Annotated in this window: 24 protein-coding genes; 8 read left to right on the top strand and 16 right to left on the bottom strand. The window is 61.7% G+C overall.

Annotation, left to right across the window (positions count from 1 at the left end; genetic code table 11):
* Window positions 1-19 precede the first annotated feature (19 nt).
* Both MJ8_RS25335 and MJ8_RS25330 read right to left on the bottom strand, forming a co-directional pair.
* Window positions 20-322, bottom strand: a complete 303-nt coding sequence (locus tag MJ8_RS25335; protein WP_201411383.1) for a type II toxin-antitoxin system RelE/ParE family toxin — start codon at window positions 320-322, stop codon at window positions 20-22.
* Complete coding sequence (locus MJ8_RS25330) at window positions 319-579, bottom strand: type II toxin-antitoxin system ParD family antitoxin (RefSeq protein ID WP_201411382.1); 261 nt, start codon at window positions 577-579, stop codon at window positions 319-321. Before MJ8_RS25330 ends, MJ8_RS25335 begins: the two co-directional genes overlap by 4 nt.
* 135 nt (window positions 580-714) lie before the next feature.
* Here MJ8_RS25330 and MJ8_RS25325 point away from each other — a divergent pair, with 135 nt between their 5' ends.
* The 3 genes from MJ8_RS25325 (at window position 715) to MJ8_RS25315 (ending at window position 2,208) form a co-directional block, all read left to right on the top strand.
* Window positions 715-1,017, top strand: a complete 303-nt coding sequence (locus MJ8_RS25325) for an accessory factor UbiK family protein (protein WP_112126796.1) — start codon at window positions 715-717, stop codon at window positions 1,015-1,017.
* 312 nt (window positions 1,018-1,329) lie between these two features.
* Window positions 1,330-1,830, top strand: a complete 501-nt coding sequence (locus MJ8_RS25320; protein WP_040989643.1) for a YbjN domain-containing protein — start codon at window positions 1,330-1,332, stop codon at window positions 1,828-1,830.
* Between the two features lie 18 nt (window positions 1,831-1,848).
* On the top strand, window positions 1,849-2,208 hold the full coding sequence (locus MJ8_RS25315) for a tRNA-binding protein (protein ID WP_127251739.1): 360 nt from the start codon (window positions 1,849-1,851) through the stop codon (window positions 2,206-2,208).
* Here the strand turns inward: MJ8_RS25315 and MJ8_RS25310 are convergent.
* The 4 genes from MJ8_RS25310 to MJ8_RS25295 all read right to left on the bottom strand — a co-directional run bounded on the left by MJ8_RS25310 (window position 2,200) and on the right by MJ8_RS25295 (window position 6,235).
* Complete coding sequence (locus MJ8_RS25310; RefSeq protein ID WP_225248330.1) at window positions 2,200-3,264, bottom strand: glycosyltransferase family 4 protein; 1,065 nt, start codon at window positions 3,262-3,264, stop codon at window positions 2,200-2,202. The genes MJ8_RS25315 and MJ8_RS25310 overlap by 9 nt on opposite strands.
* A 264-nt stretch (window positions 3,265-3,528) precedes the next feature.
* Complete coding sequence (locus tag MJ8_RS25305; RefSeq protein WP_201411381.1) at window positions 3,529-4,944, bottom strand: ATP-binding protein; 1,416 nt, start codon at window positions 4,942-4,944, stop codon at window positions 3,529-3,531.
* A 51-nt stretch (window positions 4,945-4,995) separates the two neighbouring features.
* Window positions 4,996-5,715 (bottom strand): response regulator, encoded by a 720-nt coding sequence (locus MJ8_RS25300; protein ID WP_040989639.1) that lies wholly within the window; start codon window positions 5,713-5,715, stop codon window positions 4,996-4,998.
* Entirely contained in the window at window positions 5,702-6,235 is a 534-nt protein-coding gene (locus MJ8_RS25295; protein WP_201411380.1) for a MarR family winged helix-turn-helix transcriptional regulator, read from the bottom strand. The genes MJ8_RS25300 and MJ8_RS25295 overlap by 14 nt, the downstream gene beginning before the upstream one ends.
* A 262-nt stretch (window positions 6,236-6,497) precedes the next feature.
* Here MJ8_RS25295 and MJ8_RS25290 point away from each other — a divergent pair, with 262 nt between their 5' ends.
* The 3 genes from MJ8_RS25290 to MJ8_RS25280 all read left to right on the top strand — a co-directional run bounded on the left by MJ8_RS25290 (window position 6,498) and on the right by MJ8_RS25280 (window position 8,617).
* The gene (locus MJ8_RS25290; protein WP_201411379.1) at window positions 6,498-7,391 is read left to right on the top strand and encodes a branched-chain amino acid aminotransferase; all 894 of its coding nucleotides are present in this window, start codon (window positions 6,498-6,500) and stop codon (window positions 7,389-7,391) included.
* A gap of 146 nt (window positions 7,392-7,537) precedes the next feature.
* Window positions 7,538-7,846 (top strand): hypothetical protein, encoded by a 309-nt coding sequence (locus tag MJ8_RS25285; protein ID WP_040989635.1) that lies wholly within the window; start codon window positions 7,538-7,540, stop codon window positions 7,844-7,846.
* Between the two features lie 129 nt (window positions 7,847-7,975).
* Complete coding sequence (locus MJ8_RS25280) at window positions 7,976-8,617, top strand: MBL fold metallo-hydrolase (RefSeq protein WP_201415583.1); 642 nt, start codon at window positions 7,976-7,978, stop codon at window positions 8,615-8,617.
* Window positions 8,618-8,785: 168 nt separating this feature from the next.
* Here MJ8_RS25280 and MJ8_RS25275 read toward each other — a convergent pair whose 3' ends face one another.
* The 3 genes from MJ8_RS25275 to MJ8_RS25265 all read right to left on the bottom strand — a co-directional run bounded on the left by MJ8_RS25275 (window position 8,786) and on the right by MJ8_RS25265 (window position 10,094).
* Window positions 8,786-9,202, bottom strand: a complete 417-nt coding sequence (locus tag MJ8_RS25275; protein ID WP_201411378.1) for a BA14K family protein — start codon at window positions 9,200-9,202, stop codon at window positions 8,786-8,788.
* Window positions 9,203-9,432: 230 nt separating this feature from the next.
* Window positions 9,433-9,645: a cold-shock protein gene (locus MJ8_RS25270; RefSeq protein WP_006202521.1), complete on the bottom strand. Its 213-nt coding sequence runs from the start codon at window positions 9,643-9,645 to the stop codon at window positions 9,433-9,435.
* 236 nt (window positions 9,646-9,881) lie between these two features.
* A complete protein-coding gene (locus MJ8_RS25265; protein ID WP_006202520.1) occupies window positions 9,882-10,094 on the bottom strand; it encodes a cold-shock protein in 213 nt (70 codons plus the stop codon).
* Between the two features lie 448 nt (window positions 10,095-10,542).
* Here MJ8_RS25265 and MJ8_RS25260 point away from each other — a divergent pair, with 448 nt between their 5' ends.
* Both MJ8_RS25260 and MJ8_RS25255 read left to right on the top strand, forming a co-directional pair.
* Entirely contained in the window at window positions 10,543-10,935 is a 393-nt protein-coding gene (locus MJ8_RS25260) for a Kazal-type serine protease inhibitor domain-containing protein (RefSeq protein WP_201411377.1), read from the top strand.
* Window positions 10,936-11,230: 295 nt separating this feature from the next.
* Window positions 11,231-12,871 carry a tetratricopeptide repeat-containing sulfotransferase family protein gene (locus MJ8_RS25255; protein WP_201411376.1) on the top strand — a complete coding sequence of 547 codons (1,641 nt, stop codon included), beginning with the start codon at window positions 11,231-11,233 and terminating at the stop codon, window positions 12,869-12,871.
* Window positions 12,872-13,138: 267 nt separating this feature from the next.
* Here MJ8_RS25255 and MJ8_RS25250 read toward each other — a convergent pair whose 3' ends face one another.
* The 7 genes from MJ8_RS25250 to uvrB all read right to left on the bottom strand — a co-directional run bounded on the left by MJ8_RS25250 (window position 13,139) and on the right by uvrB (window position 19,697).
* Entirely contained in the window at window positions 13,139-13,492 is a 354-nt protein-coding gene (locus MJ8_RS25250; RefSeq protein WP_201411375.1) for a DUF1428 domain-containing protein, read from the bottom strand.
* A 101-nt stretch (window positions 13,493-13,593) separates the two neighbouring features.
* A complete protein-coding gene (locus MJ8_RS25245) occupies window positions 13,594-14,010 on the bottom strand; it encodes a VOC family protein (protein WP_095766546.1) in 417 nt (138 codons plus the stop codon).
* 146 nt (window positions 14,011-14,156) lie between these two features.
* A complete protein-coding gene (locus MJ8_RS25240) occupies window positions 14,157-14,339 on the bottom strand; it encodes a hypothetical protein (RefSeq protein ID WP_201411374.1) in 183 nt (60 codons plus the stop codon).
* 91 nt (window positions 14,340-14,430) lie between these two features.
* Entirely contained in the window at window positions 14,431-14,820 is a 390-nt protein-coding gene (locus tag MJ8_RS25235) for a nuclear transport factor 2 family protein (protein ID WP_201411373.1), read from the bottom strand.
* Between the two features lie 438 nt (window positions 14,821-15,258).
* Window positions 15,259-15,891 carry a hypothetical protein gene (locus tag MJ8_RS25230; protein WP_201411372.1) on the bottom strand — a complete coding sequence of 211 codons (633 nt, stop codon included), beginning with the start codon at window positions 15,889-15,891 and terminating at the stop codon, window positions 15,259-15,261.
* Window positions 15,892-16,030: 139 nt separating this feature from the next.
* Window positions 16,031-16,492, bottom strand: coding sequence for an SEC-C domain-containing protein (locus tag MJ8_RS25225; protein WP_201411371.1), 462 nt, complete (start codon window positions 16,490-16,492; stop codon window positions 16,031-16,033).
* Window positions 16,493-16,562: 70 nt separating this feature from the next.
* A complete protein-coding gene (gene uvrB / locus MJ8_RS25220; protein WP_201411370.1) occupies window positions 16,563-19,697 on the bottom strand; it encodes an excinuclease ABC subunit UvrB in 3,135 nt (1,044 codons plus the stop codon).
* Window positions 19,698-19,752 lie beyond the last annotated feature (55 nt).

Below are 19,752 nucleotides of genomic sequence, written 5' to 3'. Positions count from 1 at the left end.
TGAGTAAGCGAGCTTACTATCAGGCTCCCGGGAACAAAATCTGTTCGTAGTCCATCGCGCCATGCAGGACGTGCAGGATCTCAACGGTGTCAGTGCCGACGTGGAAGAAAATCAGATAGTTATCGTGGACACGACGCCGAATTCCTGAAGATTGATAGCGCGGAATCAGGGAATAACGCTCCGGCATCGCGCGCAGTTCGAAGCAAGCACTGCGCAGTTCCTGAAGAAAGGTCACGGCCCGGAACGGGTTGTCCTTGGCAATGTGTTCTGTGATGGCCTCGAGGTCCGTCTCGGCCTGTGCGGCAAAGATCAGTCGCCTCACCTGCTCCTCGCGGCCATCGCCTTGTATTTGGCCTCCAGGCGGTCAAACACTTCCTCGGCTGGCTTTACGCGTCCCTCGGCAATGTCGGCCATGCCTTTCGCGAGCGCAGCATCCAGTGCGGCGAGTCGCTTCTCCCGCTCCTCAACGAGGCGAACGCCTTCGCGCAAAACCTCGCTCTTCGAATTGTAGCGGCCGTCGCTGACGAGTCGGTTCACGACATCCTCCAGGCGATGACCCAGATCTGCACTGATGGCCATGATGTGCTCCCTTGCGGTTTCGCTCGGTATAATAATAGTTATTGGCCGTACAATCCAGTGGCGATTGCTCGCTTGGACATGCTTGCATTCCGCGCCGCGCGCCACTACGTCAAAACGACAAAGCGAGGATCTGCCATGGCGACCGGACCGAACCGCATTCTCGACGAATTCGCGAAGATCATGACCGACGCCGCGGGCGCCGCGCAGGGCGTGCGGCGCGAGGTGGAGACGGCGTTCCGGGCGCAGGCCGAGCGCATGCTGAACTCCATGGATGTGGTGCAGCGCGAGGAATTCGAGGCCGTGCGCGAGATGGCGGTCAAGGCGCGGGAAGACAACATCCAGTTGGCGACGCGCGTCGAGGCGCTCGAGGCCAAGCTCGCCGAACTGACCGGACAGGCCGCACCTGCGGGTGCCGCAAAGCCCCGCGCAAAAAAATAATCGTTAAACTTTTCCACATAGCGCGATCCGAAAAATCGCTTTGCCGTGAATCGCTTACCGGCATTGCATGAATCTTCGTGACAGCCACCTTTCCACATGCGGATGACGCAGTGCGAAAAATTGGGCTGTTCACGCGACTCCCGATCAATAGACTGAATTTGTTGCATGATTCGAGCAGGGTCATGCGCCGGGCGGTGGGGTCCGGTTGGGTCTTTGCGTTGGAAAGTCCTGACCGTCCGAGTTCTAGACAAGATTGTTCGTCGTGTGTGCCCCGCGGAGCGTGTGGCGCTCCCCTGAACACAGGAAGCATTCATGGAACTCCTCGAACTCGAATTCTCCCGCGAAATCCACCCGGTGGATGTCATCGAGCAGGTGGCCCACAACAACGACTGGTCCTTCGAACGCGCCGGTGACGACGAGATTTCGATTTCGGTCGCCGGCAGTTGGACCGACTACCATGTCTCCTTTTCCTGGATGGAGGATTTCGAGGCGCTGCATCTGGCCTGCGCCTTCGACATCAAGGTGCCGGAGACGCGGGCGCTGGAAGTGATGCGGCTGTTGTCGCTCATCAACGAGCAGATGCTGTTCGGGCATTTCGATCTGTGGGAGCAGGAAGGTGCCATTATGTTCCGGCAGTCGCTGCTGCTTGCCGGCGGGGTCGAGCCTTCGAGCCAGCAGGTCGAGGTGCTTCTGTCGTCGGCGCTCGAGGCCTGCGAATGCTATTTCCAGGCCTTCCAGTTCGTCGTCTGGTCGGGTACATCGGCCAAGGACGCGCTCTCCAGCGTGCTCTTCGAGACCCACGGAAACGCCTGAATCAAACCGATACCGCCGATGAGTTCCAGCAGCGAGCGCAAGCCCGAGATCAGCTTTGCCGATTTCGACCGGGTCGATATCCGTGCCGGCACGATCGTCGAGGCCGAGCCGTTTCCGGAGGCGCGCAAGCCGGCCATCAAGCTGAAGATCGATTTCGGTCCGGCGATCGGGGTGAAGAAATCGTCGGCGCAGATCACCAAATACTACGCGCCGGAGACGCTTATAGGCCGGCAGGTCTTCGCGGTGGTCAACTTCCCGCCGCGCCAGATCGGCCCGTTCATGTCGGAAGTGCTGACGCTGGGCTTTCCCGATGAGGAAGGCGCCGTTGTGCTCGGCGCCATCGAGCGCAAGGTTCCGGACGGCGGGCGTCTATTCTAGGACGAGCCTGGGGCGACCCGGAGCCACCCTGTCCTGGCCAGCGCGCTTGCTTGGCATGCCCAGCGCCTCATCGACCGCATCGAGGAACATTTCGGCGCAGGCCTGCCAGCTGTAGCGCATGGCGCGCTGGCGCGCTTCGGCGCGATCGACTTCAAGCGCCTTCGTCGCCGCTTCGCCGAGGTTGTTCGACACGGCTCCGCCGACGCCATCGCCGACGATGTCGATCGGTCCGGTCACAGGATAGGCGGCCACCGGCGTTCCGCTGGCCAGCGCCTCGATGATGACGTTGCCGAAGGTGTCGGTGCGGCTCGGGAAGACGAAGACGTCGGCCGAGGCGTAGATCTCGGCCAGTTCGTCGTTCGGGCGATGGCCAAGGAAATGCGCGTCGGGGTAGCGCGCCTTGAGCTTTGCCAGTTCCGGCCCTTCGCCGACGATCACCTTGCTGCCGGGCAGGTCGAGATCGAGGAAGGCGGTCAGGTTCTTTTCGATCGCGACGCGGCCGACGCACAGGAAGACCGGGCGCGGAAATCCGGTTTCCTTGCGCTTGTCAGGCCGGAAATGGTCGGTGTCGACGCCGCGCGTCCAGGGCCTCAGCTTGTTGAAGCCGCGCGCCGCGAGATCGTCCGCCAGCGATTGCGTGGCGACAAGCGTGCCCTGTCCGGAATTGTGGAAGTCGCGCAGCCAGTTATAGGCCCAGCTTTCCGGCACCGGCAGGCGGGCGCTGAGATATTCGGGAAAGCGCGTGTGGTAGCTGGTGGTGAAGGGCCGGCCCACCTTTCGGCAATGGCGGCGCGCCATGATGCCGAGCGGACCCTCGGTGACGATGTGGATGTGGTCGGCCCTAGCGGCCTCGATCAGGCGCGCGACACGGCCAGGCGTCGTCAGCGCGAGCCGGATGTCCGGATAGGTCGGCATCGGCAAGGTACGAAAGAGGTTCGGCGTCAGGAAATCGAGCTCGACGTCGAACGGTTTCAGCGCCTCGGTCAGGCGCTCCAGCGTGTGCACCACGCCATTGACCTGCGGCCGCCATGCGTCGGTGACCATCAGGATGCGCATGGCGATCCCGATGCGAATGACGATGTTCTGTAGTTCCTGAGCGCGGCGGCGCGGTGCCGGAACGGCAGCCACGCAGCAGCCCGCGCCTCGCTCCAGCGCACCCGGGCGGGCACGGGATCGAAGCGGGGAGGCAGGGCCGAATCAACGAAGGTCGCGCGCTTCATGCGCGCTCTTGACCATGATTTCATGACGGGCGGATGAAGCTGTTTTTGATTGAGCATGATCTCGTCCCGAACCGATGGTCGGTTCGGAATCGTGCTCTGGCTATGCGGGCACCTTGATGACGGCGCGCAGGCCGCCGAGCGGGCTGTCCTCGAGGCTGATGTCGCCGCCGTGGCTGCGGGCGATGTCGCGGGCGATCGACAGGCCAAGTCCCGTGCCGCTGGCGTCGAGGTTGCGTGCCTCGTCGAGCCGCAGAAAAGGCTTGAACACCTCTTCGCGCTTGTCGGGCGCGATGCCGGGACCGTCGTCGTCGATGGTGACGGTGAGCGAGCCGCGACCGTGATTGGCGTGGACCTCGACGGTCTTGGCATAGCGGAAGGCATTGCCGATGACGTTCGAAAGCAAGCGGGCAAAGGCGTTCGGCCGCACATGCACGGCCGGATCGCCCGTCAGTGTCGTCGTGAGCTTGCAGCGACGCAATTGCGCTTCCTCGCCGAGCTTCTGGAAATAGGCGTTGAGGTCGAAACGGCCGGTATCCTCCGCGGCCTCGCCACGGGCAAAGGAAAGATAGCCTTCCAGCATCGACTGCATGTCGTCGATGTCCTGGTTCAGCGCGGCCTTGGTCTCGGCCTTGCCGCCGGCCAGCGCCAGCTGCAGCTTGAAGCGGGTGAGGATGGTCCTGAGATCATGGCTGACGCCGGTCAGCATGGCGGTGCGCTGCTCGATCTGGCGCTCGATACGCTCTCGCATCTGGATGAAGGCGAAACCAGCGCGGCGGACTTCCTCGGCGCCGCGCGGGCGGAAATCGCGCGGCATCGGCCGGCCCTTGCCGAAACTCTCGGCGGCCTCGGCGAGCGTCAGGATCGGCCTGATCTGATTGCGCAGGAAGGGAATGGCGATCATCAACAGGACCAGCGAGGTGCCGACCATCCAGATCAGGAAGATGTGGGTGTTCGAGGCATAGGCCTGGCTGCGCCGAACGAAGACGCGCAGCACCTTGCCTTCAAGCTGAACGCGGACTTCGACCACGTTGGAGTTGCCGACCGTGTCGATCCAGAACGGGCGGTTGATCTGCCTGGTGATCTCCGACGACAGCGCCTCGTCGAGGATGGAGAAGAACGGCTTCGGGCCGGGTGGCGGCAGCGGGTCGGGTGGCAGCAGGTCCACCTTCAGCTGCATGCGATCCTGGGCGATGCGGATGATGTTGGCGTAGTCGGCGTCGTGCGGATAGGTCTCCATCATGTCGATGACGGCCGCTATGTCCGAGATCGTCGCCTGCGACAGGCGCTGGGTGACCGTCTGCCAGTGCCGTTCCATGAAGACGAAGGCCACCACCGACTGCAGCAGGATCATCGGCGCGATGACGATGATCAGCGAGCGGGCGTAGAGCCGCTTCGGCATGTAGAGCGCGATCAGACGCCAGAACCGGTTCCAGGCGCGCGGCATTGCCCTCAGCGTCCGCAGTGCGAGATCGCCGAGGCCGCCTCCTTTCGGCTTGTCCAGTTGCGTGGTCGCCATTCGCCCTTCCGCTCGTCGATGGCCGTTCAGCAAAGGGCCTTCGACGATAGTTTATTCGACGCTGAGCCGATACCCAATACCGCGCACCGTCTGCAGCCACACCGGATTGGACGGATCGCGTTCGATCTTGCGGCGCAGGCGGTTGATCTGCACGTCGATGGTGCGCTCGCCGACATCCGATTCATCGCCCACCAGCTCATGGCGCGGTATCGTCTCGCCCGCCCGCGCGGCGAAGATCGCGAGGATCTCCTGCTCGCGGTCGGTCAGCTTGAGCGCCTCGCCGCCGCGCTTCAGTTCGCGCTTGGCGATCTGGAACGTGTAGGGTCCGAACACCAGCTGTTCCACCTTCGGCGTCGCCGCCGGGCCGCCACGGCGCAGGATGTTGTTGATGCGCAGGATCAGCTCGCGCGGATCGAACGGCTTCGGCAGGTAATCGTCGGCACCCGCCTCCAGCCCGGTGATGCGGCTGTCGGTCTCCGACAGCGCCGTCAGCATCAGGATCGGCACGTTCTTCTCGGCCCGCAGCGCCTTGGTGAGATCCACGCCGGTCTCGCCCGGCATCATCACGTCGAGCACCAACAGGTCGAAGTCGAGGCCGGCGAGCTTGCGCCTGGCCTCGCCGGAATTGCCGGCGACGGTAACGCGAAAGCCGTTCTCCGACAGATACTGCTTGAGCAGGTTGCGGATACGCGTGTCGTCATCGACAACCAAGAGGTGCGGCGCGTCATCGTCGGGCGCGGCCGGATGATCAACCTTCTCAATGGTCTCCATGGTTCTTCCCCGATGTTTGCGCAGGCACAATGTCGATCTGCGCTCTTAGTTCCGGATTGACCATCGCTTCCAGGAAACGCTCGATCGTGGCGCGTTCGGTGGCTCCGGAATCCTCCAATGCCGCACGGATGCGGCGCGACTGTGGCCGCGCCAGCGCCAGGGCCAGCGCGCGACCCTTGGCGGTCGGGTACAGCTCGCGCTGCCGGCGGTCGCGCGGGCCCTGAACCTGGACGATATGATCGGTGTCGATCAACTGCTTCAGGACCCGCGCCAGGCTCTGCTTGGTGATCTTCAGCACATCGAGCAGCTCGGCGACGGTGAGGCCGGGTCTGCGGTTGACGAAATGCAGCACACGGTGATGGGCGCGGCCGAAGCCGTATTCGGCGAGGATCTGGTCGGGGTCGGAGGTGAAATCGCGGTAGGCGAAGAAAAACAGTTCGATGATGGCGAAGTCGATGCCGTCCTCGTTTGCGATCGCCGTCCTGATCGGTTTTCCGGCTGCGGGGCTTGGATCCGTCATCATTTCTCCATGCAAGGCGGGAATTATGTCAGTACTATTGACGTAATTCCCGGGCAATGATAATTTTTGACAAGCTTTTCGGCGGATTGCGAACGAAAAGGCAAGCGGAACCCGTTTTTCCGGAACTTCCTGAGTTTGCCACGAATTGAATATCCGCCTACGTTTTCAAGCATTGGCCAGCGTTTCGGAACCCGGGGCGGGGTCGATACGAAAGGCTTTTAAAGGACAACGATTTGCGGGCGCCCGCCCGCGGGAGGTTTCCATGGCATCCGTTCCCTTCGATCAATTGGACGGCTTCATCTGGATGAACGGCGAGTTCGTCAAATGGGCCGACGCCAAAATCCATGTGCTGACCCATGGCCTGCACTATGCCAGCGCCGTCTTCGAAGGCGAGCGCGCCTATGGCGGCCAGATCTTCAAGCTGACCGAGCATAATGAGCGCCTGCATGAATCGGCGCGCCTGCTCGGCTTCAAGATTCCTTATCCGGTCGCCGAGATCGACGAGGCCTGCCGCACGCTTTTGAAGAAACAGGGTTTCCAGGACGCCTATGTGCGTCCGATTGCCTGGCGCGGCAGCGAGCAGATGGGCGTCTCGGCGCAGAACAACCGCATCAACTGCGCCATCGCCATCTGGCAGTGGCCGAGCTATTTCGACCCCGCGCAGAAGCTCAAGGGCATCCGCCTCGACATCGCCGAATGGCGCCGGCCCGACCCGCGCACCGCGCCGTCAAAGTCGAAGGCCGCCGGCCTTTACATGATCTGCACGCTGTCCAAGCACGCCGCCGAGGCCAAGGGCTACGCCGACGCCATGATGCTCGATTGGCGCGGCCAGGTGGCGGAAGCCACGGGCGCCAACATCTTCTTCGTCAAGGACGGCAAGATCCATACGCCCACGCCCGACTGCTTCCTCGACGGCATAACCCGCCGCACGGTGATCGGCCTGGCGAAGGATCGCGGTTTTGAACTGGTCGAGCGCGCCATCATGCCTGAGGAGCTCGAAGGTTTCGAGCAGTGCTTCCTCACCGGGACGGCAGCCGAGGTCACGCCGGTTTCGGAGATTGGCCCGTACCGATTCGAGGTCGGCGAGATCGCCAAGACTTTGATGAATGACTATTCGGCTGCGGTGCAGCCAAAGCATGCGGTAGCCGCAGAATAGCGATAGTCACAGCTTTTTTACGCAATAGGGGCGGTTTTCGGGCCGCCCCTTTTATTTAAGCTTTCACGCATTTGACTTTCGAACGGTTCGGCGTCTCATGATGGTGTCGGCCCTTGGAGGCAGGCAGCTATGGAGGGACTAGTTACATGGACAGCAACACGATTATTCAGATCGTTGTACAGGTAATTGCCGGCGTTATCGGCGGCCAGGCGGTTGGCGCGGCGCTGAAGCAGGCAGCGATGGGCCAGCTTACCAAGATACTCGGCGGCGCGATCGGCGGCGTCGGCGGTGCGGCTATCCTTGGCAGTCTGCTCGGTGGCGGTGGAGTCGACGCAGCCGCAGCGGCGGGCGGAATCGGCAGCGCGCTCGACCTGAAGAACCTTCTCGGCGGCGTGGGTGGCGGCGCCATCCTGACCGGCATTATCGGCGCGGTCATGAACGCGATGAAGAAGTAAGGCCTGTCGCTTCAAGTTTGCAAATGGGCGGCTCCGGCCGCCCATTTTCGTTTCCAGGATATTTGTGCCGAACAGTGGACGGCGTTTGCCCACCTGTCTACATCAGGACGAAACTTGGAAAGGAACGTTATGGGTCAGCTCAATGCCGGTATCGTGCCGGTCACGCCGTTCCAGCAGAATTGCACCATCCTGTTCGATATGGACGACAAGACGGGCGTCGTCGTCGATCCCGGCGGCGATGTCGACCAGATACTGTCGGTGCTGAAGGACAATGCCATCACCGCCGGCGCGATCTGGATCACGCATGGTCATATCGACCATGCCGGCGGCGCGATGGAACTGAAGGACGCGCTGGGCATCGACATTATCGGCCCGCACGAGGCCGATAAGCCGCTGCTTGCCAATCTCGAGAACCAGGCCAAGCGTTTTGGTCTCACCGATCCGGTGCGCAATTGCGTGCCCGATCGTTTTCTGACCGAAGGCGAGGTCGTGTCCTTTGGCGGCCATCGGTTCGAGGTGCTGCATTGCCCGGGACACGCGCCGGGCCACGTGGTCTACTACAACCGCGCGGCCAAATTCGCCCACGTCGGAGACGTGCTGTTTCGCGGCTCGATCGGGCGCACCGATCTGCCCGGCGGCGACCACGCCGCCCTGATCGCCTCGATCAAGCAAAAGCTTCTGCCGCTCGGCGACGATATCGGCTTCATCTGCGGTCACGGCCCAGGCAGCCGTTTTGGCGATGAACGGCGGACCAATCCCTTTCTCACCTGACCCGCAGGCAAAGAAAAGCGCCGCTGGAGGCGGCGCTTTTGTCCGGGGCACGGAACCCTGGGTTTGTTTAGAGCAATTCCAGGAAAAGTGTGAGCGGTTTTCCGTCCGGAATTGGGTTAAATCACAGTGATAGGGCGTTTCGCCGTTTCCGTGAAACGGTGAAACGCTCTAGTTGGCGACGCAGAAATGCTGGGCGCCGTCATTGCCGGTGAAGGTGCCGGTGCGCGAGTTGAAGGTGCGGTAGCGGTCCGAGCAATATTCGTACCAGCCGCGGGTCCACGGTTCGGCGTAGCGGTCGGCATAGACCACGCGGGGCTGCTGCACGTAGTAGCGGCGCACCACCGGCCGGTCGACATAATAACCGTCATCATAGGCCGGATCGTAATAACGAGGGCCGGGGTTGCTCAGCGCGCTGCCGATCAGGGCGCCCGCCGCGAGGCCGACAACACCGGCGGCGAGGGCGTCGCCACCGTGACTGCGATGATGGTGCCAGCGCCAGTCGTCGGCATTGGCCGCCGAGAAGGTGGCCAGGGTGGTCGCGGCAATGCCAACGCTCAGGATGGCGGTCTTGAGAAAACGGTTCATTTTGGTCTCCTTCGCGCCGGCCCGCGCATTTTTCAGGGGATACGGACCGGCTTTAGCAAAGGTTAATAGAAGACCGTGGCTGAACGGAGGCTGAACGAAACTCGGCCCAAGCGATTTTTTGAGGCCGGCAATTTTCGAGCTGGGGCGATTTCGAGACTTGGGCACAGCCCGGTACCGGGCGGGAGCGGTCCCGCCTGGCATAGCCTCCGTCGGATCCGTCGCGAGCCGGCTTAGCCGATCGACAGATTGACGGCCTTCGGACCCTTGCCGCGCTTGTCCGGCTCGGTGTCGAATGTCACTTTCTGCCCATCCTCAAGACCGGGAAGGCCCGACGCCTGCACGGCCGAAATGTGGACGAAGACATCCTTCGCGCCATCATCGGGCGTGATGAAGCCGAAGCCCTTGGCATGGTTGAAGAATTTGACGGTGCCGGTCTGCGGCATGGGAAACTCCTTTGATCCCATCAAGTCAAGTCTCGGGCCGGCAAACTGCCCGAGAGGAAATTTGTCCTTTATTTTAGCGCTATCGGCAAGAGAAAGTTTTCGCCTGCCGACCCAGGCATTTGCGCGCGAAAAAGGCGCGACGGAACCGTCGCGCCTTCGCAATTTCGGGCCTGCCCGCAAGCCGATTTATGATCCCGCCGCACCATCGCGTCCGTAGGGACAGGCTGTTCCGGCGATCAGGCGGCGCGCAGGTTGACCGCCTTCGGGCCTTTGCCCATGCGGTCCGGCTCGACGTCGAAGGTGACCTTCTGGCCGTCGACCAACGTGCGCAGGCCGGAAGCCTCGATCGCGGAGATGTGGACGAACACGTCCTTGGCGCCACCATCCGGCGTGATGAAGCCGAAGCCTTTGGTGGCATTGAAGAACTTTACGGTACCGGTCTGGGCCATTGGGGAAAACTCCTTCACCCGTGTCAGTCTTGTGGTTTGCCCCGCTGCCTCGCGCCTTGGGCAAATCCCGGTGGTTGCTTCGGCGGTCATGCATTCGCGCATGGTCGAACCCCCCGCCGAAAAACGGGGTTGTCAGAGATTCACACTTGTCGGGGAAAGGTCGTCCAAAACGTGCCGCTCTCCGGGTCGCAAATGCCCGAACGGCGAAATTTATTACACGGAAACGTGATGGTTGCAAGATGACGCTCGCGGGCGGCCCGCGGCGCGTCCAACGCTGGGGCCTCGATAGACCCGGCCTCATCACCGGTCATCGGCCAGAGACGGGCCAAGCATGGGCCAGAACGAAGGTGGCGGCCGCCCCCGCTCCGCAAACAGTGGTTGCGTTTACCGCGCAGGATGCGAGGATACCGCGAGCCGGCGTCACCCCGCCGGAACGGAGGAGGGACATATGCGATTTCTTGCGGTCTCGCGTCAGGGCGTTGTCGTCTTCATCCTGTCCGCGCTGCTGGCGGCCTGTACGGTGGTCGTCGACGACGGCCCTCGGCCGCGCCCGCCCCGGCCGCATCCGCAGCTCTGCACCATGCAGTACCAACCGGTCTGCGCCCGGCGCGGCGGCGACCGCCAGACCTTCGCCAACGCCTGTCTTGCCGAGAGGGAAGGCTACCGCATCGTGCGGGAAGGTGCTTGCCGTGATGGCGGCGGCGGTGGTGGCGAGCAGACGTTCTGCACGCGCGAATACGCTCCGGTCTGCGCGAGGCGCCATGGGCAAATGCGCACCTTTCCCAACGCATGCGAGGCCCGCGCGGCGGACTATCGCATCGTAGGCGACGGGCCCTGCTGAAAAGACGGCGGTGTCCATCCGCGCAATGGACACTGCGACGCGCGCTGATGCTTAAAGCGCGTCGCGGTGAAACGGATTCAGGCGACGCGCTTTAAGTTTTTGTTTTGATACATGTCGTTGTCCCAGAACCGCTGCGCACTTCTGGGCGACATGCATTAGTCTTGAATCTGTTGGCCGTATGGCTTAGGTCCGGCGGACCAACAAATACGGCAGGTTTCCCATTAGCAAAGATCACAGAAGAGCGGCAAACGCCGGCGGCAGGCCAGGTGGCTCGCCCAGCCCGCTCGACCCGTATGTGCAAAAGGCGCTGCAATTCCACCAGGCGGGGCGCCGCCAGGAGGCCGAGGCGCTCTATCGGCAGGTCTTGGGGCAGCAGCCGAACCATGCTGCGGCACTGCATTTCCTCGGATTGCTGCTGCACCAGACCGGCAGGAGCGAGGAAGGGCTCGATCTCATCGAGCAGTCGGTGACGCTGCAGCCCGAGAATGCCGACTTCCTCAACAATATGGGCACGGTCATGCGCGATCTCGGGCGTGTGGCCGCCGCGATCGATTTCTTCCGAGGCGCGGTGGATATCCGCCCCGACCAATTGGCCGCGCGCGACAATCTCGGTTCGTCGCTGACGCAACTCGGCCAGTTCGAAGCCGCCGAGGAGATCTATCGCGGGACGATCGGCCGCAACCCGTTCCACGTCCGTGCGCGCATCGGCCTTGCGGAGACGCTGCAGGAAGCCGGCCGGCTGGACGAAGCGATCAAGCTGTTCCGTGAGGCGCTGTCGATCCGGCCGAAGGATGCCGAGCTCCTTTACGGGCTGGGCGTCGCGACGATGGAGAAGGGCAAGCTCGACGAGGCGGCCGATCTCGCCCGCCAGGCGCTGGCGATCGCCCCGAACATGGCCAAGGCCTGGCTGTTGCTGACGCAGGTCAAACGCCAGACCGAGCGGGACAAGGAGCTCGCCGGCATGGAGGCCGAGCACGCCAAGGCGCCGCGGGACAGCCTCGCGCGCATGCAGCTCTCCTTCGGCCTGGGCAAGGCCAACGACGATCTCAAGGACTATGGCCGCGCCTTCGACTATTTCGCCGAGGGCAATGCCATCCGCCGCAAGGCGATCTCCTACGATCCCGCGCGCACGCGCGCCGAATTCGAGGCGATGAAGGCGGCCTTCGACACCGCCTTCTTCGAGAAGCACCGGACAAGCGATATTTCAGACGACACGCCGATCTTCGTCGTCGGCATGCCGCGTTCCGGCACCACGCTGGTCGAACAGATCATCGCCAGTCACCCGCAGGTCCTTGGCGCAGGCGAGTTGAACATCCTCAAGACGGCCGTCGGCAAGCAGTTTCCGATGAGCATGCCGGGCGGCTTCCCCGGCGGTATCGCCGACATGCCCGACAAGGCCTTCGCCGAGGCGGGCCAAGCCTATCTCGACATGCTGCATGCCCGCTATCCTGGCTACCGCCATGTCACCGACAAGATGCCGGGCAATTTCCTGCTGGTCGGCTTCCTGCACATGATGCTGCCGAAGGCCAAGATCGTGCATTGCGCGCGCGATGCGGCGGCGACGTGCCTGTCGATCTTCAAGGTGCATTTCCGCGGCGACAGCCACCGCTACGGCTACGACCTCGGCGAGCTCGCCGATTTCCACAACCTCTACACCGACATCATGGCGCATTGGCACAAGGTGCTGCCGGGCGTCGTGCACGATGTGCGCTATGAGGATTTCGTCGCCGACCAGGAGGGGCAGACGCGGGCACTGATGGCGTATCTCGGCCTGCCCTGGGACGACAAGGTGCTGTCGTTCCACGAGACGGACCGGCCGGTGCGCACCGCTTCCGCCGCGCAGGTGCGGCAGCCGATGTATCGGGGCTCGGTCGACCTGTGGAAGCGCTATGGGGATCGGCTGAAGCCGCTGCTGGACAAGCTCCAGAACGGATAGGGCGGCATTATACTGTTATGCCGCTTGCTCTGGCCATCGCAGACCTCTGCGATTAGCAGCTGCCTTGCAACGTCGTCATTCCAGGGCGAAGCAGGAGCGCAGCTCCGTCGCGAAGACCCTGGAATCCATGCCGTTACCTGCGCGAAGATTGCGGCGGAGCAGAATTCTGGACCGTAGCGGCGCCTCTATACCACGGCATGGATCCTCGGGTCTGCGCAGGAGCTCCGCTCCTGCTCCGCCCGTGGATGACGACCGATGGGGCTGTGCTCAAAGCTCGATAAACGGCTGGAAGCCACCGAAGATCATGCGCTTGCCGTCGAACGGCATGGCGGACCAGTCCATCTTGAGACGCTCGTCGGCCATCACCTTGCCCATGACCGCGTCGCGGCTCTGTCTGGATTCGTAGACGACCCAGGCGAAGATGACGATCTCGTCGTCCGTCGCCTGCACGGCGCGCGGGAACGAGGTCAGCTCGCCATAGGGCACGTCGTCTGCGACGCATTCGACATAGGAGAGCGCGCCGTGCTCCATCCATATCGGACCCGCAGTGTTGGCCAGCTTCTTGTAGTCATCGAGATTCGCCTTCGGCACGGCAATCACGAAACCATCGACATAGGACATGATGAAACTCCATTGCTGAAAACGAGCGCCGGGCCGGCGGGGAACGACCCGGCGCGAGTGAGCGCGTCGTCCCTTGAGGCGACGTCTGCTCGCTAGGAAATTCACTTCACCGGCGCGTTCATCGCCCAGGCGACGCCGAAGGGGTCTTTCACCTGGCCCCAGCGGTCGCCCCAGAACATCACCTGCAGCGGCGTGACGACTTCGCAGCCGGCATCGACCGCGCGTTGCCACCAGGCGTCGATATCGTCGCTTCCGAGATGGAGCTGCAGCGTGTAGCCCTGCGCCGCCTGATGCGGATGGCCATGCTCCGGATAGGCGTCGCCCAGCATCAGCGTCGAGCCGTTGACATAGAGATGGATGTGCATGGTGCGGCCCTTGTCGTCCGGCGGATAGGCGAACACTTCCTCCGCGCCGAAGGCCTTCTTGTAGAATTCGGCGGCCTTGATGGCGCCGTCGACCTGCAGGTAGGGAGTCAATCCGCCAAGAACCTTGGCGCGGGGAGGGGTCTGGTCGTTCATTCTCGTGTTCCTCTTCACGGGTTGATCTGGCTTGCGGCCCAAGGACGGACGAAGCGGCGGCGATCCTACATCGCTTCAGAAATTCTTTTTAAGCGCCTTGCCTTGCAGCCGCGCGGCCGCAAGACAGTTGCATTGAAAGCATCATTTTATATGACCTTCCCGGAGAAGGTGGCGGCGCGGCGGCTTTCCCGCGTTTCGAAAATCTCCGGAACGCCGATGTCCTTGCGCAGCTCGGCCGGCAGCGAAAGCAGGATGCGCTCGCTGCGGTGACGGGCGCGGGCCTGGGCATACCGGTTGGCGAGGCGGCCGATGGATGACAGTACCGACATGTTGCGTCTCCCTGGTGACGCCGGCACCATCGTGTCGGCATCCCAAGGACGAGGCGGCAATCGGCGATCCGACAGGTCGCCTCAATCTTTTTCAGAGCACCGACGCCGCAAGCGCGGTGTCGTAATATTCCACCATCTCGACGATCTCACCGTCGCGCACCGTCCAGAAATTGGCGGTGCGCATGATGAACTCCTGGCCGGTGGCGCGGTGCGTCATGTGGATCTCGACCTGTGCCGCCACCTTGTCGCCGCCGTCGACGATCTCGACCGGGACGAAGTGCCGGTATTCGAAGTCGTCGTCGAGCGCCAGCAGCCTGGACAGGAATTCCTGCTTGCCATGCGCGGTGCCGGCATGACGCGATTGCCGCGGATCGGCAATCCAGCGGAACACGACATCCTCGGAGCACCGCGCCAGGGCACCCTCGATATCGCGGTCCGCATAGGCCTGGTAGAGATTGCTGACGATGTCCACCGCACGCATGGCCGTTCCTTCCATGGCTGGGCAGTTCAGCATGCGCTTTTTTTAGAAAGTGGAAAAGTATCGCCAGGCCGGCGGTGACGGCCCGGTCGATGTATCGTGTCTCAGTCCGGCGTTTCGGCGACCGAGCGGAAGAACGCCTCCGGGTCATCGACCTCGGTCAGCCGCCGCTTGTCGATCAGCCAGAAGCGGTTGCCGACGGCGCGGATGAAGGAGCGGTCATGCGAGGCAAGCAGGCAGCTTGCCTGGTGCTAACCCGGACCGTCCTGGTCAGCCCTGCAGCAAGCTCGCAGGGCACAAATCGGGCCCCGCTGACGATGGTAGTTCACGCAGCTTTCCTAGACGTCTAAGGTGAGACTGGGCTATACCACTGATTGGCAGATAGCAAGCCCCATTGAGACGCCAACGACGACTTCTTCTATAAAATGTTAAAATGACCAGCTATTTAAAGATGAGCGGAACTCTTCCAGCTCTTATCTCCTTATTTTCCGATACTATTTCAAGATTTTCTTCCAATTCATTTAACTTGTACATTATATCTCGTCTAGCCAAGCCCTTTACCCAATCGTTCTTGACGATCTCTTCAAAAAATAGAAAAATCAAAATCCCAATAGTATAAGGTCCGGCTACCTCATCGTCGATTAGCTCTAGGGATAGCCTTCTATCCATCAGAGTGTTAATCAATGCGTAGCTAACGTCTCTGTGAACGTAGTGGGACAACTCTCTATACAGAACGTCATATAAATATATATCATACTCGTCCCCCGAATTTTTTGCGAGATCCGAATAGCTTATAGATACATCAACAATTTTCTTGTCGAAATTTACAACCTTTGAGTAGTCTACCCTCCCATTCTTCTTCTTTGAAAACTCAAGGATCCCATGGCTGGCCAGAGATGCGCAGAATATCGCCTCAGGAGCAAGGAATCCGACTCGTAGCGCTTTACACCGAAGGTATTGCTCAAAAATACCCCGTCCTATTGATAGACAATCATCACTGTATCTCTCCTCAATAATTGTTATGATAGTTGTAATAGCATATAGAACTGTATTATAACTCAACAGGATAAACATTTTTTTATCGGCGTGAGATTCTATCTTAACAGATGTTGAGATCTTATCGAAAGCCAAATCTCCGACCGAAACAAACTCCTTAATTATCTCCTTTATTCGCGTAAGGGAATCGAACTCTTTTCCATTTAGATAAGTGAATTTATGAAAAGGGTTTACCTTTACGCTTTATTCGCCTGTATTCTTGTATGGCTAGTTGCCATTCCTTTTTGTCTACGTTAGGGATAAGGTGTGAATTCTGCTCAGCAACAATAAGTCCAGTCTTTCTCCAAGCGTATATGAGTTCCTCATCTACACCCGCCAAATTGGCTACTTTTAGTGCGGCTTGGAATAATAGAGGCTCTTTTCCTGCAAGAAATTTCTCAAATAAAATTGGTTCATTTCCCCTCTGTTTTCGCCCAAAAACTTTTCTGAATCTTGCGGACGTATCTTCGAGAAGGCCCATTAACTCGTTAGATATGGGTATATTGTAAGAAATGTCTCCTTTGTCATCCTTAAAATATTTTACGGCCGTCAGTTTGTGGCAATGGGAATAAGGTTCTCCCGAACCGCAGCCGCAGAGGTCATCAGGTTCCAGTTCTCGTAAATTCTGCTTTTTTGCCATGCCATTGGTTCTACGTTCCTCAAAGATATTCGAGCAAGATAGCTCTGTTTTTTCATCCACAAGGGCCGTGTTATCTTCCTGGCCGCCCCGTCTTGCTCGGCCGCCGTTTCTGACGGCGCTCGTCGGCCGGATCCTCGTAGGAACCGATGCCGGAACGCTGACGAACGATGGGCTTGCCGGAATCGTCGCGGTCCTTCGCGTTCCCCTCTGTCCTGCCGGACATCTCCCCTCCAACGGGGGAGATTGGCTGCGGCTTCACCGGCTTCTTGCCTTCGACCGGCTTTTCCGTCCGCCGCACCGTCATTTCGTCGAGCGAGTTCTTGCGGAACAGCGGCTTGGTGCGGTCGCCGGGAATGCCGAAATCGGAGCCGTGCGCTTCCTGCGCCGTCTGCTTCTTGAACAGCGAGCGCGACACCGCGCCGGCGGGCGTCGCCATGTCGGTGCCTGGACCCATGTCGTCGAGCGAAGGCTTGGCGAAGAGCGGCTTCTTCACCGGCACGGCTCCGTCGGCGCCCATCTCGTCGAGATGCGGCTTGCGGAACAGGTTGGGCCGGGCCGCCTTGGCCGCCTCCTCAGCGGCGCGTGCTTCGTCGAGCCTGCGGAAACGCTCCTGCTCCTCGGCCGTGCGGTGTCTGGCCACGCCCTTGTTGTGCTTGCCCTTCTCGCGGCCCGACGCGGGGCTTTGGCTTTCCACCTCGCGCGCCAGCGGATCGTCGGAGATGGCAAGCTCCATCTCGCGCAGCCGCTTGATCTCGTCGCGGATGCGGGCGGCCTTCTCGAAGTCGAGATTGGCGGCGGCGTCGCGCATCTGCTTGTCCAGCGCCTCGAGATGGGTCTTGAGGTTGTTGCCGATCATGGCGCCGGCGTCGTCGGTGAACTGCGAGATGTCGGCGCGCACGTGGTCCTTCTCGTAGACCGAGTCGAGGATGTCGGCGATGCGCGACTTGACCGATTCCGGCGTGATGCCGTTGGCCGCGTTCCACTCCATCTGCTTTTCGCGGCGGCGGTTGGTCTCGGCCATCGCGCGCTCCATCGAGCCGGTGATCTGGTCGGCGTAGAGGATGACCTTGCCGTCTACGTTGCGAGCCGCACGGCCGATCGTCTGGATCAGCGAGGTCTCCGAACGCAGGAACCCTTCCTTGTCGGCGTCGAGGATGGCGACGAAGCCGCATTCGGGAATGTCGAGGCCTTCGCGCAACAGGTTGATGCCGACCAGCACGTCGAAGGCGCCGAGGCGCAGGTCGCGCAGGATCTCGATGCGCTCCAGCGTGTCGATGTCGGAATGCATGTAGCGGACGCGGATGCCGTTCTCATGCAGATATTCGGTAAGGTCTTCCGCCATGCGCTTGGTCAGCACGGTGACCAGGGTGCGGTAGCCGAGCCTCGTCGTCTCGCGGATCTCGCCGACGACATCGTCGACCTGGCTCTTGGCCGGGCGCACCTCGACCGGCGGATCGATCAGGCCGGTCGGGCGGATGACCTGCTCGGCGAAGACGCCGCCGGACTGCTCCAGCTCCCAGGCGCCCGGCGTCGCCGAAACCGCGACCGACAGCGGGCGCATGGCGTCCCATTCCTCGAAACGCAGCGGCCGGTTGTCCATGCAGGAGGGCAGGCGGAAGCCATATTCCGCCAGCGTCGCCTTGCGGCGGAAGTCGCCGCGATACATGCCGCCGATCTGCGGCACGGTGACATGGCTCTCGTCGATGAAGATCAGCGCATTGTCCGGCACATATTCGAACAAGGTCGGCGGCGGCTCGCCGGGACGGCGGCCGGTGAGATAGCGCGAATAGTTCTCGATGCCGGCGCAGGAACCGGTCGCCTCCAGCATCTCCAGGTCGAAGCGCGTGCGCTGCTCCAGCCGTTGCGCTTCCAGCAAACGGCCTGCCTTTTCAAGCTCTTGCAGGCGATGCTGCAATTCTTCCTTGATCGACTTGATGGCTTGATTCAACGTCGGGCGCGGTGTCACATAGTGCGAATTGGCGTAGATCTTGACGCTTTTCAGCTCGCCGGTCTTCTGGCCGGTCAGCGGATCGAATTCGGTGATCGCCTCGATCTCGTCGCCGAACATCGAGATGCGCCAGGCGCGGTCCTCAAGGTGGGCCGGGAAGATCTCGATCGTATCGCCGCGAACGCGAAAAGAGCCGCGAACGAAGTTGACGTCCTGGCGTTTGTATTGCTGGGCGACAAGGTCGGCCAGCAGCGAGCGTTGGTCGAGCCGGTCGCCGACCTGCATCTGGAAGGTCATGGCCGTATAGGTCTCGACCGAGCCGATACCGTAGATGCAGGACACCGAGGCGACGATGATGACGTCGTCGCGTTCGAGCAGCGAGCGCGTCGCCGAGTGGCGCATGCGGTCGATCTGCTCGTTGATCGAGGATTCCTTCTCGATATAGGTGTCGGTGCGCGGGACGTAGGCCTCCGGCTGGTAATAGTCGTAGTAGGAGACGAAATACTCGACCGCGTTTTCGGGAAAGAACTTCTTGAACTCGGCGTAGAGCTGCGCGGCCAGCGTCTTGTTGGGCGCCAGGATCAGGGCAGGGCGCTGCGTCTCCTCGATCACCTTGGCCATGGTGAAGGTCTTGCCCGAGCCGGTGACGCCGAGCAGCACCTGGGTGCGGTCGTTCTGCTGGATGCCTTCGACGAGGTCCTTGATCGCGGTCGGCTGGTCGCCGGCCGGCTGGAAATCCGACACCATCTTGATGGCAATGCCGCCTTCGGACTTTTCCGGCCGGGCCGGACGGTGCGGTGTCCAGAGCTGGCCGTCCTTGTGCAGCGGATTGCCGGATTCGATTAGTTTCGACAGCGCCGCGACGGTCGCCGTGACGCCGCTGGAGGAAACCTGCTCGGCGTCCTCCAGGCTGATGTCGAGGCCGGCGACCGGGTTGAGGCCGGCGGCCGCGCGCTCCTTGGCCGAGGCGGCGCCGCCCATCGAGGTGCCGCGCGCGGTGCGCCCGGGCGCCGACGAGCGCTCGGGGATCTTTTTCGGGGCTTTCGGCTTCGGCTGCCTTTCCGCCTCGCGCTCGATCTGCCCGGCCCAATCGGAGATCGAACCGGTCAGCGGAGCGCCGATGAAGTCGGCCTGCGGCGCTTCCGCGAAGCCGCCCGGCTCCAGCGGCTCGGCGGCGTCGAGGAATTCGGTCAGCGGGCTGCGCCGCTTCGGCGCGCCGTCTTGCGAAGGCGTCTTCTTGTCAGGATGTCTGGCCATGGCCCGAATATGGGTGGACTCGGCCGAAATGGAAAGAGCCGAGTGAAAGGGCTTC

The organism is Mesorhizobium sp. J8, assembly GCF_016591715.1.
Classification (GTDB): domain Bacteria; phylum Pseudomonadota; class Alphaproteobacteria; order Rhizobiales; family Rhizobiaceae; genus Mesorhizobium.
The sequence above is the reverse complement of the archived record's forward strand: the minus strand, read 5'-3'. Positions and strand labels throughout refer to the sequence as shown.

Excerpts from the sequence above, each read along its gene's own strand:
- MJ8_RS25265 (WP_006202520.1), bottom strand. The coding sequence starts at position 10,094 with ATGGCCCAGACCGGTACCGTAAAGTTCTTCAATGCCACCAAAGGCTTC.
- MJ8_RS25305 (WP_201411381.1), bottom strand. The coding sequence starts at position 4,944 with ATGGCGACCACGCAACTGGACAAGCCGAAAGGAGGCGGCCTCGGCGAT.
- MJ8_RS25310 (WP_225248330.1), bottom strand. The coding sequence starts at position 3,264 with ATGCGCATCCTGATGGTCACCGACGCATGGCGGCCGCAGGTCAATGGC.
- MJ8_RS25315 (WP_127251739.1), top strand. The coding sequence starts at position 1,849 with ATGAGTTCCAGCAGCGAGCGCAAGCCCGAGATCAGCTTTGCCGATTTC.
- MJ8_RS25300 (WP_040989639.1), bottom strand. The coding sequence starts at position 5,715 with ATGGAGACCATTGAGAAGGTTGATCATCCGGCCGCGCCCGACGATGAC.
- MJ8_RS25280 (WP_201415583.1), top strand. The coding sequence starts at position 7,976 with ATGGGTCAGCTCAATGCCGGTATCGTGCCGGTCACGCCGTTCCAGCAG.
- MJ8_RS25325 (WP_112126796.1), top strand. The coding sequence starts at position 715 with ATGGCGACCGGACCGAACCGCATTCTCGACGAATTCGCGAAGATCATG.
- MJ8_RS25275 (WP_201411378.1), bottom strand. The coding sequence starts at position 9,202 with ATGAACCGTTTTCTCAAGACCGCCATCCTGAGCGTTGGCATTGCCGCG.
- MJ8_RS25260 (WP_201411377.1), top strand. The coding sequence starts at position 10,543 with ATGCGATTTCTTGCGGTCTCGCGTCAGGGCGTTGTCGTCTTCATCCTG.
- MJ8_RS25330 (WP_201411382.1), bottom strand. The coding sequence starts at position 579 with ATGGCCATCAGTGCAGATCTGGGTCATCGCCTGGAGGATGTCGTGAAC.
- uvrB (WP_201411370.1), bottom strand. The coding sequence starts at position 19,697 with ATGGCCAGACATCCTGACAAGAAGACGCCTTCGCAAGACGGCGCGCCG.
- MJ8_RS25230 (WP_201411372.1), bottom strand. The coding sequence starts at position 15,891 with ATGTTTATCCTGTTGAGTTATAATACAGTTCTATATGCTATTACAACT.
- MJ8_RS25250 (WP_201411375.1), bottom strand. The coding sequence starts at position 13,492 with ATGTCCTATGTCGATGGTTTCGTGATTGCCGTGCCGAAGGCGAATCTC.
- MJ8_RS25290 (WP_201411379.1), top strand. The coding sequence starts at position 6,498 with ATGGCATCCGTTCCCTTCGATCAATTGGACGGCTTCATCTGGATGAAC.
- MJ8_RS25270 (WP_006202521.1), bottom strand. The coding sequence starts at position 9,645 with ATGCCGCAGACCGGCACCGTCAAATTCTTCAACCATGCCAAGGGCTTC.
- MJ8_RS25235 (WP_201411373.1), bottom strand. The coding sequence starts at position 14,820 with ATGCGTGCGGTGGACATCGTCAGCAATCTCTACCAGGCCTATGCGGAC.
- MJ8_RS25285 (WP_040989635.1), top strand. The coding sequence starts at position 7,538 with ATGGACAGCAACACGATTATTCAGATCGTTGTACAGGTAATTGCCGGC.
- MJ8_RS25295 (WP_201411380.1), bottom strand. The coding sequence starts at position 6,235 with ATGACGGATCCAAGCCCCGCAGCCGGAAAACCGATCAGGACGGCGATC.
- MJ8_RS25320 (WP_040989643.1), top strand. The coding sequence starts at position 1,330 with ATGGAACTCCTCGAACTCGAATTCTCCCGCGAAATCCACCCGGTGGAT.
- MJ8_RS25240 (WP_201411374.1), bottom strand. The coding sequence starts at position 14,339 with ATGTCGGTACTGTCATCCATCGGCCGCCTCGCCAACCGGTATGCCCAG.
- MJ8_RS25225 (WP_201411371.1), bottom strand. The coding sequence starts at position 16,492 with ATGGCAAAAAAGCAGAATTTACGAGAACTGGAACCTGATGACCTCTGC.
- MJ8_RS25245 (WP_095766546.1), bottom strand. The coding sequence starts at position 14,010 with ATGAACGACCAGACCCCTCCCCGCGCCAAGGTTCTTGGCGGATTGACT.